This is a genomic window from Seonamhaeicola marinus, assembly GCF_008085455.1.
Genome location: NZ_VSDQ01000062.1, coordinates 1 through 743, shown reverse-complemented (window position 1 = coordinate 743; position 743 = coordinate 1). Strand labels below are relative to the sequence as shown.

1 protein-coding gene is annotated in these 743 nt (G+C 30.4%); it reads left to right on the top strand.

All coding sequences use genetic code 11. The features are described 5' to 3' along the window. Positions 1-147: 147 nt before the first annotated feature. The coding region (locus FUA24_RS00400; RefSeq protein ID WP_317131911.1) for a citrate/2-methylcitrate synthase at positions 148-743 on the top strand (596 nt) is incomplete at its 3' end.

The following is a 743-nucleotide window of genomic DNA, read 5'->3' as shown; positions in this document are numbered from 1 at the left end:
AGCGATTATTTTTAATAATCGCTTTTTTTTTGCTATCAATTTTATCAATATTTTAATTTAGTAAACCTATGGTTAAAGTACTTTAAAAATCCTTAGATATTTTGTAAATTAGCGCTCCGCTTAAACAAAATAAATTTACTTAAACTTATGGCAAATAACGCAACCATAGAAATAGATGGTAAAAAATATGAATTTCCTCTAATAGAAGGAACTGAAAAAGAAGTTGCAATAGATATTAAAAGCCTAAGAGCAGCAACAAATGGTCTAATAACTTTAGACTCTGGCTATAAAAATACAGGGTCTTGTGAAAGTGCCATTACTTTTTTAGATGGTGAAAAAGGTATATTACGTTACCGAGGATATTCAATTGAAGAATTAGCTGAAAAAGCAGATTTCTTAGAGGTAGCTTATTTGTTAATTTTTGGTGAATTACCAACTTCAGACCAATTGAACAAGTTTCATACAGATATTATGAACAATTCAATGGTTGATGAAGACGTTCATAAAATTTTAGATGCATTCCCTAAAAATGCACACCCAATGGGGGTTTTAACTTCTTTAACTAGTGGTTTAATAGCATTCAACCCTTCATCAGTAAACGTAGATTCTGAAGAAGAAATGTACAGAGCTATAGTTAAAATACTAGGGCAATTTCCAGTATTAGTTGCATGGGTAATGCGTAAAAAGAAAGGTTTACCATTAAACTACGGTTCTAAAAAACTTGGCTACGTTGATAACATGAT